The 8,979-nt window shown below is 27.2% G+C and carries 8 protein-coding genes and 1 pseudogene; all 9 read right to left on the reverse strand.

Annotated features, from left to right (window positions below):
- On the reverse strand, positions 1-399 hold a 399-nt coding region (locus ACMUOV_RS05075), incomplete at its 3' end, for an ATP-grasp fold amidoligase family protein (RefSeq protein WP_413854024.1).
- A gap of 27 nt (positions 400-426) precedes the next feature.
- Positions 427-1,605 (reverse strand): glycosyltransferase, encoded by a 1,179-nt coding sequence (locus tag ACMUOV_RS05080; RefSeq protein WP_413854025.1) that lies wholly within the window; start codon positions 1,603-1,605, stop codon positions 427-429.
- A gap of 49 nt (positions 1,606-1,654) precedes the next feature.
- The gene (locus ACMUOV_RS05085; RefSeq protein ID WP_413854026.1) at positions 1,655-2,686 is read right to left on the reverse strand and encodes a Stealth CR1 domain-containing protein; all 1,032 of its coding nucleotides are present in this window, start codon (positions 2,684-2,686) and stop codon (positions 1,655-1,657) included.
- 106 nt (positions 2,687-2,792) lie between these two features.
- Positions 2,793-3,905, reverse strand: coding sequence for an EpsG family protein (locus ACMUOV_RS05090; RefSeq protein ID WP_413854027.1), 1,113 nt, complete (start codon positions 3,903-3,905; stop codon positions 2,793-2,795).
- Complete coding sequence (locus ACMUOV_RS05095; protein ID WP_413854028.1) at positions 3,880-4,686, reverse strand: glycosyltransferase; 807 nt, start codon at positions 4,684-4,686, stop codon at positions 3,880-3,882. Before ACMUOV_RS05095 ends, ACMUOV_RS05090 begins: the two co-directional genes overlap by 26 nt.
- Positions 4,687-4,690: 4 nt before the next feature.
- Positions 4,691-5,506 carry a glycosyltransferase gene (locus ACMUOV_RS05100; protein WP_413854029.1) on the reverse strand — a complete coding sequence of 272 codons (816 nt, stop codon included), beginning with the start codon at positions 5,504-5,506 and terminating at the stop codon, positions 4,691-4,693.
- Positions 5,507-5,609: 103 nt separating this feature from the next.
- Positions 5,610-6,815, reverse strand: coding sequence for a UDP-N-acetylglucosamine 4,6-dehydratase (locus ACMUOV_RS05105; protein WP_413854030.1), 1,206 nt, complete (start codon positions 6,813-6,815; stop codon positions 5,610-5,612).
- On the reverse strand, positions 6,815-7,492 hold the full coding sequence (locus tag ACMUOV_RS05110) for a sugar transferase (protein WP_413854031.1): 678 nt from the start codon (positions 7,490-7,492) through the stop codon (positions 6,815-6,817). The genes ACMUOV_RS05105 and ACMUOV_RS05110 overlap by 1 nt, the downstream gene beginning before the upstream one ends.
- A gap of 215 nt (positions 7,493-7,707) precedes the next feature.
- A pseudogene (locus ACMUOV_RS05115) lies at positions 7,708-8,892 on the reverse strand (nucleotide sugar dehydrogenase).
- Positions 8,893-8,979: the final 87 nt, after the last annotated feature.

Consider the following 8,979-nt stretch of genomic DNA (forward strand, 5'->3'; position numbering starts at 1 on the left):
ATCTTTACAGATAACGATTCCACCGCTATCATGTGTAGTTTTTAAAACAAATTGATTCGGTAATTTATCAAAATTAATTTCTTCTACCTTATACCATACTCCTAAAGTTGGGATAATATATTCTCTACCAATCATATTTGCAATATATTCTTTAACTTTGTATTTATCTACCATAGTTGTATAAAGTGGATTTCTATCATACAATTTTAACCATTGAATTTTTTCATTGAATGTTTGCGGATTTTTGATATTTAAGGATATTCCTAATCTTTGCTTAAAAAGTAATTTTAGCATAAAATTATCAGGTACCCAGTTTAATAAATTATGATTTTGTAATACCTTAAACCGATAATTTGAATTTTGAAAAAATAACTTTAATTTTTGAAATATTATTTTCATAATAAAATTTCCTTATAAGGATATCTCTTATTTATATCTCTCAATAATTTCTACCCATTGTTTAGTAATGGTATCAGGTGCAAAATCTTTTATTCTTTCAACAGATTTATTACGATAATATTTATTAAGTTCCTCATTCGCAACTAATTTTTCCATCGCTTCTGCTAATATATAATCTGCTCGCTCAAATACTAAATCATTTACATCAAAATTTTTATCAATAAAAGATGGAATTAGAATACCATAATCTGATAGCTCCATGTTATCTACTTGGTGTATTTGTTTGCTTAATACTTCACTTTGACATTCAGTAGAAATTATAGGCAACCCTAATGCCATAGCTTCTAATAAAGCATTTGATATTCCTTCAAAAAAAGATGATAAAACAAAAATATTGCACTTCTTTAAAAAAGTATGATGATTTTTTTGATACCCCATAAAAAAAACATTATTATCAATTGAAAGTTTTTTAGTATACTCCTTTAATTTTTTTTCTAAATTTCCTTGTCCAAAAAATACAAGTTTAATATGGGGAAGATTTTTATTAACTATACTAAAAGCTCGCAGTAAATGCCAATGTGCTTTCTGAAATTCAAGTCTTCCAACAGTTGCAATGACTCCATTTGAGAAATCAAAATTTTTTGTAAGCTTTTCAATTTCAAGATTAGATTTTTGTAAAATTCTAGTATCACATAAATTATGAATAGTTGTTACTTTATTGGAACTATAAGAAAAGTTTTCTATCAAATCTTGTCTTGCATATTCTGATACAGATACTGTTATATTTGCTTTTTTACCACAGTACTTAATAATGCAATATTCTATATTTTTTTTAATACGCAATGACATATAATTGCGTATAGAAATGATTGCATTGTCTTTTCCTTTAGTAAATATATTGTATAAATTAGGAATTGGCATAAAACTTATCATGGTGTGAATATTATTGTTCTTTTTATATTTTTTTATTCTATACCAACGTAGGAAAATATACCATATTCTCATCCATGGCCATTTTGAAATAGGCACACCAATTCTATATATAGTTCCTTTAAATGAATATGTTATTTCGTTTGAATTAAATAATAAAATATGGATATTATAGTATTTTGATAGCTCTTTAGATAAATTAGCCACAGCACGTTCCGCACCTCCATCTGTTAACTGTGTAATCAAAAAACCTATATCCCTATGAATTTTATTCAAATTTACTCCTATACATCATGCTATTTAATATCATTTAAATCTCATATTTCTATATCTCAAAAGAAGATTTATTAGGAAATAATTTATTTAAAAAATCCATGCTTCTTTTCCTATCCGCATCATTAGAAAATTCATTATCATTTATACAGAATAAGCTTATATATTTAATATTGTAATCTTCGTAATTTGAAAAAGATGTAGAATTTAATATAAATCTGTATATTTGTTTTTTTATTTTCAAAAAAGTAGATTTTTTACTAGTATTGTTCCCATTATACATATATTGATTTACATTACTAAACAAACTTTTTATTCCATTTATTATAGACACTAAATAAATAAGAATTTTTGAAATATAATAACCTTTTATTTTTGAGTGCCCAATATAAAAAGAGTACAAAGACCAAATGTGTTTACTTATATTATTTTCCGCTCTAAATCTAGAATTACAAGTTCTATCAAAATCTTCCTTAAATTCATTTATACAAGATAAAACATCGGGTTTATAAAAAGCATCTATATTATGATGTTCCGTTAAATTAAAATTTTTATGAAATTTTTTATAAAAAATATTCAATGTAAAGTTTATTTTTTTAACATAAACACCTTTTTGTCTTATGTGAAATACAGGTAATAATCTTGAAATAGGATATCCTTCTTTTGTAAAGAAAAATTTTTCATTTATCGGCTTTGCAATAATAAAATCGTCATTTGCATATAGAAAATTGTCAGAAAGATCAGGTATATTTGCTATGCAAGTTTCAATAGCACTTGAATTAAATGTTGGTAAAGCTTCCTTAGGCATAATTTGACTGTGAGTTACTATCTTTATTTTTGGGTGATTAATATTTAACCATTTTGGGATTTGCCCATTTGTAACCAAAAAAACATATCGTATAAATTTTGCATTTTTTTCAATTGATCTCAATAAATATTTTAATTCTCCATTATCTTTAAATCTTGCTAATCCAATTACTTCATCATTTACTTTTTTCTCTAATAATTGCTTATACCGGTTCTTTGTTTTTATATGTTCAATATCACTACCATCAACCCATGGAACAACTAAATCTATATTCATGTAAATACCTCGCAAATTTATGATATTTTTTCTAGAAGCAATATTTTACTACATCTATATTTCAAATTATTTTTAATAATAAAATAGAGTACATATGTAAATACAATCACATCAAAAATTGAAAAAAACGCATATCTCCTATAGAATATGATAAAGCAAATATCAATATAGATTGAACAAGTAATAAAAATGAAAAATGCTCACGAATATTTTTATTTGATAAACCTAAAATGGTTCCTATAAGTGGTAAAATCAATAATGAACACATTATTGTATAACGACGGAATATAGAATAAGAAAAAGGAATGGCACAAGTACTTATAATGGTTAAAACAAAAGAAAAGAACCATAATTCACGTAATTTGTTGTTAGTATATAATTTGTAAAAAAATAAAACATACCATATTTGACATAATTCAATTATTCCAATAATAGTTTCTTCAAGCATATAATATTCTTTAGAGTTATATATGTACTCATGTGCCAAGTTAAAAGATGAAATTAAAAAGAAATTATCTCCTTTCACTGCATATATAAGTAATGGTATTATTGATAGGGCCATCAAAGTTTTACGATAATAATTTTTTTCTAGAGGAATCAAAGAAATGATACGACCTATAAAAACCACAGTTCCAACCTGATGCATCAGTGCTGCAAAAATATATAATGGAATATGAATAAGTAAGTTTTTTCTATGAATCATCTCTCTATATATACATAAGAAACATATTGAAAAACTTAACATACTTCTAATACCAGAAATTGTTTCCATATAAAATGCACCTACTGACATTATTGAAAATAATAAAAGAGCTCTGTATACTCCATTTATATTATTTCTTTTAATAATGTCACCAAGAACATAAAATAAATTTCCAAAGCACCAAAAACAAGTAATAGTTTGTATAAAATTAACATCATTTGTAAGATGATAAATTATCCATGAATAAATATGCCACACGGGAACTCGTGAATATTTTAAAAAAGTTTTTAATTGATCCCATGAATACTGCCCATATCCATTCAAACATAAATTGTGAAGTCGAGATAAATCTAACACATTTGGTTTAAAGAAATAAGCAAATATACAAAGTATTACCAAATATATAAATAAAACTATTCCACAATAACTTCTTTTAACTTTGCTTAAAAAAAGCATACATACAAATAAAGAACTTATAAAAATTGACAAACTAATTAATCTTTCTATAATAAACATTTGTTTTCTTTATTCCCTTAACTATTCCTTTAAATAAAAATAAAATTGCTTTATAAATAGAACAATTTTTACGATATTGCGAATATTTTGTTACTAAAAAATATATTCCATATATACAAGCATACCAAAAACCCAAAATATATCTTGTAGCTTTACCACGCGTATAAAAATAATTTTCATCAAATGTATAAAACCATGAGGATGAACTTTGTTTATTTAAAGTTGCAATAGAAACAGGTACGAAATAAATTTTAAATCCTTGTTTCCAACAATCCAATAAAAACTTATTTTCTTCACCTCCACCATTTTCTGTTCCAGAACCTAATAAAGTATCAAAACAAACTTTATCTTGAATTTTTTTTAAACGAAAAGTAATACGTATTGAATTTGCTTTTAGTATTTCCCATTTTTTTAATGGACGTACTTTATCACCAAACTTAATAGGGAAATTATTAACATTAAAAAGAATAATGTCTGCTTGAGGATATTCATCATAGGCAGATGAAATTTTTTGCACTAAATTTTCTTCAAAAATTTCATCATCATCAGCCAATAGACATATATCTGCTTCGCTATTTTTTATTGCTAAATTCCTACTTACAGAAAGACCTCTTGTTGGAGTATTTATCCATAATAAATATTCCGAAATAAACTTTTTTTCTTCCTTAAAAACATCCATTTGATTAATAACTAAAGTAGGTATCTTTGATAAATTAGAATGTTCAATAATAGAACAATCTTGTTGATACATGCAACTAAGTAAAACTTGTACGGTTAACATATATCTACCTCAATACTTTTTTATAAAACAATGTTCGTATATTATTTGGCATTAATACTTGTATAACAAAACGAGTATATATGTTGTATAAATAACATGGATAATTAATTAATTTTAGTTTTAACATCTCTTTGAGAAAATCTTTATTTGCTTTATAAAAGCTATATCCACCTCGTCTTGCAAACATATCTGAATTAACACGAACTTTTACCAAAATATCTGAAATATTTTTTAATTTTAAATTGTTAACAATAGCTCTTACCCATAAAAGATAATCCTCTCCTACTCGCATATTAGAAGGATAGCCACCAAGTTTTAAAATACTTTCTTTTTTAAACATTACTGTTACTTGATTTATTGGATTTCTTGTTTTAATATATTTTTTAATATCATCCTGTTCCAATGGAACTTTTCTTACAGAAACTATTTCTTTTGTATCTTCATCAAATTCTTCTATAAAAGCACCTAAAATATCTAAATCTTTTTCTTTTTCAAAAATTGCTAATTGCTTTTCAAAACGATTGGGATAACAAATATCATCACTATCCATAATTGCTACCAAAGAATATTTAGTCGTTGGTAAAGTGTCATGTAATAATGCTCCTCTACCACGATTTTCTTTAAAAGAAGCTAATTTTATTTGAGTATATTTTTTAGCTAATTCTTGTAATTTATCTTCAAGTTCTTTTGAAATTTGACCATCTATACCTATCAAGATTTCACTAGGTTTAACAGTATTATTCATAACACTATCAACAGCTTCTTTAAGCCATTGAGGGTTATCTTTGTAATATACTGACATTAATACAGAAAATTTCATAAAAATCCTTTTGAATTTTTCAGCTTATAGCTTAGAGCTTAAAGCTGAGAATTTAACGACAAACAACAGAGATTCCCGATTACAACCTTCGGGAATAACAAACCTACATTTTATTATCCAGAAACTTGCCGGTTTCTTTATGATTAAAGTTTGGAATCATTTCGTTAAACAAATCTATTAAATCTTTTCTCGTCCAACTTTGTTTTGCTTTCATTTTGTTTATTTCTTTCTTGAAATATTCAAGTTTTTGCAAATCGTATTCCAATTCTTTTTTTATTATTCCCACCAATTCAAATTTATCCATTACAAGTGTTTCTTTGTCTGTATAAAACTCTTCAAAATCTTTTTCCCCTGTTGTATCACTTTTGAAAAAATACACAGGATATTTATGTTGTTTTTTTAATTCTGTTACTTTTGTTCTTGCTTCTTGTTCCGTTTTACATTGAACAGGTTCATAACCTAACTGCTTGAGATATTGTTCCGCTATTGAACTGAATGTAATTAAATTTAAGTTTGCATCTAATTTAGGAAAGAAAATATCTCTGTTTTCACCCAACAAACAACTCATAAGGCAAAGTTCGCCTGCTTCTTTCGGTGTTACAAAATATCTGCGAATATCATTTGGTGCTGATAACGGCTGATTTTTTTCTATTCTTTTATTGAAACCGCAAAGTAAACTACCATCGCTAAATGCTACATTTGCAAACCTTGCTGTGCTGATTTTTATATCTTGTGAATTGTAATTAAGGTAATATTCCATTATTGTTTTTGAGGCACCCATCATATTAACCGGATTTGTTGCTTTATCTGTACTTACACAAAAATATTTTTTTGTGTTCATTTCTTTTGCCATTTGGATTGTTGTGCATGTATTAAATATATTTGTATCTATCATTCTCATTAAGGTATATGGGTCTTTTTCTGAACGAACATGCTTTAATGCTGATGTGTTAAATATATAATCGTATCCGCCTATTCTTTTTTTCTGTTCTTCTATAAACACTTTAAATATTTCACTACCGCAATCTAATGCGAATGTTGCAAATTCCCCTTCTATATAACCCACACTTGAACGAATATCCCTAACAAGTTCCACCATATTGTTTTCACTGATATCTACTACATGTAATACTTTCGGATTCCTTATAAATATTTCTTTACATATTGCAGAACCTATTGTTCCTGCTCCACCGATAACTAAAAACTTTGAATTTTTTACTATTTCGGATAATTGTTTTTCGTTGTTATCTATATCTTTTATAAATAACGGATTTGTTCTGCCGATTAAATGTAAAATATTATCTATCATTAGTTGTTTTCTCCGATTAAGTATTTTTTTAAATCATCAGGAACAGGTGGTAAATTTTTCAATTTAGAATAAACTTGTGATTTTGGATTTAATACCACCTGAACAGTCATAAAAATTAATTTGAAATATAAAGATATACTTTTATTATCTATATACCAGCTTTCAAGTTTTGCTTTATAAGGTGCAATTACATTTTGGTGAAATGAATGTTTATCTTGAAAATTATTTAAAATATTTTCTTCATCTCTAAATACAATTGAACCAATACCGGAAAGTCCCGGACGAGCTTTTTCAAGTTTTACTTTACATTCTTCGGGATAACCTTCAAAATGTTCTTTAACCGTTGGACGATAACCTATTATGCTCATCTGTCCAATAAAAACATTTATTAATTGGGGTAATTCATTTATTTTTGTCTTTCTTAAAAACTTTCCCATAGGCAACATTCTTGGGTCATTTTCGCTTGTAAAAAGACCACCTTTCATATTAGGAGAATTTCTTAGCATTGTTGCAAACTTTATTAAATTAAAAGGTTTTCTTCCCTTTCCTATTCTTGGTTGCAAATAAAAAATATCATGTTCCCCTGTAAGTTTTAAACCTATCATTACAGGTATCATAAAAGGGAACAACACTATAATTGCTATACCGCTAAAAAATATGTCCAACAAACGAAGCATTAAAAATTTCCTCCGGAAATTTTGAGGTATAGATGTATGGAAGTATTGAGGTATGGAAAAGACCACACCGACTACCTACCAAACAACAACACCTGTTTTATAACGACTAAACTGCAAACTAAAACGACTCAAAAACTTGGATTCCATGTCGTAGCACGGAATGACAACTTTTCTTCTATTCTTCCAATCATCCAATCTTCAAATCTTCTGCCGTCTTAGTCTCTAAAATACAAATCTCTCGTGTAAACTTTTTGTTTTACATCACTAAGTTCACTGTTAAATCTGTTTGCTATTATTACATCTGCTACTTTTTTAAACTCGTTAATATCTTTTGTTACTTTACTGTTGAAAAAACTTTCTTCCTTCATCATCGGTTCGTAAATTATTACTTCTATTCCTTTTGCTTTTATTCTTTTCATTATTCCCTGTATTGAACTTTGACGGAAATTATCCGAGCCGGCTTTCATTGTTAACCTGTATATTCCTACCGTTTTTGGATGTTTTGATATTATTTGTTGGGCTATGAAATCTTTTCTTGTGGTGTTTGAGGCAACTATTGCCGATATTATGTTTTGCGGAACATCGTTGTAGTTTGCAAGTAATTGTTTTGTATCTTTAGGTAAACAATAACCGCCATACCCGAATGAAGGGTTGTTATAATAACTTCCTATTCTGGGGTCTAAGCCGATACCTTCTATTATTGATTTTGTATCAAGTTCTCTTATTGCCGCATAAGTATCAAGTTCATTGAAGAAACTTACTCTTAATGCCAAATATGTATTTGCAAAAAGTTTTACAGATTCTGCTTCGGTAGTATTCATTATTAATGTTTTGATATCTTGTTTTATCGCCGCTTGTTTTAAAAGGTTTGCAAACCGGTTTGCTTTTTCCGTTTGTTCTTTGTTTTTAAGGTTTGTTCCTACTATTATTCTTTATGGATATAAATTATCGTATAATGCCTTACCTTCCCTTAAAAACTCAGGACTGAACAATATATTTTCAGAAGAATATTTTTTCTTAACGGTTTCACAAAAACCTACAGGTATTGTTGATTTTATTACAATATATGCTTTAGGATTTATTTCAATAACTTGTTTAATAACTGCTTCAACCGAAGATGTATCAAAATAGTTTTTTGTTTCATCATAGTTTGTTGGTGTTGCAATAATTACAAAGTCCGCTGTTTTATAGGCAGATTCTGCATTTGTTGTTGCGGTTAAATTCAATGGTTTATTTGATAAAAAATCCTCTATTTCTTTATCTGAAATAGGTGATTTTTTATTGTTTATAAGTTCTACTTTTTCCGGGACAATATCAACGGCAACGACATTGTTTTGTTGTGATAACAAAACCGCCATTGATAAACCTACATATCCTGTTCCTGCGACGACGATGTTCATAAAATTTTTCTCCGAAAAATTTTGAGGTATAGATGTATGGAAGTATTGAGGTATGGAAACGACCATACCAACGACACTACAAAACAA

Source organism: Candidatus Ruminimicrobium bovinum (assembly GCF_902760015.1).
Classification (GTDB): domain Bacteria; phylum Elusimicrobiota; class Endomicrobiia; order Endomicrobiales; family Endomicrobiaceae; genus Ruminimicrobium; species Ruminimicrobium bovinum.

Bases quoted from the DNA above. Each gene is read 5' to 3' on its own strand.
- ACMUOV_RS05090 (WP_413854027.1), bottom strand. From the start codon at position 3,905: ATGTTTATTATAGAAAGATTAATTAGTTTGTCAATTTTTATAAGTTCT.
- ACMUOV_RS05110 (WP_413854031.1), bottom strand. From the start codon at position 7,492: ATGCTTCGTTTGTTGGACATATTTTTTAGCGGTATAGCAATTATAGTG.
- ACMUOV_RS05095 (WP_413854028.1), bottom strand. From the start codon at position 4,686: ATGTTAACCGTACAAGTTTTACTTAGTTGCATGTATCAACAAGATTGT.
- ACMUOV_RS05085 (WP_413854026.1), bottom strand. From the start codon at position 2,686: ATGAATATAGATTTAGTTGTTCCATGGGTTGATGGTAGTGATATTGAA.
- ACMUOV_RS05105 (WP_413854030.1), bottom strand. From the start codon at position 6,815: ATGATAGATAATATTTTACATTTAATCGGCAGAACAAATCCGTTATTT.
- ACMUOV_RS05100 (WP_413854029.1), bottom strand. From the start codon at position 5,506: ATGAAATTTTCTGTATTAATGTCAGTATATTACAAAGATAACCCTCAA.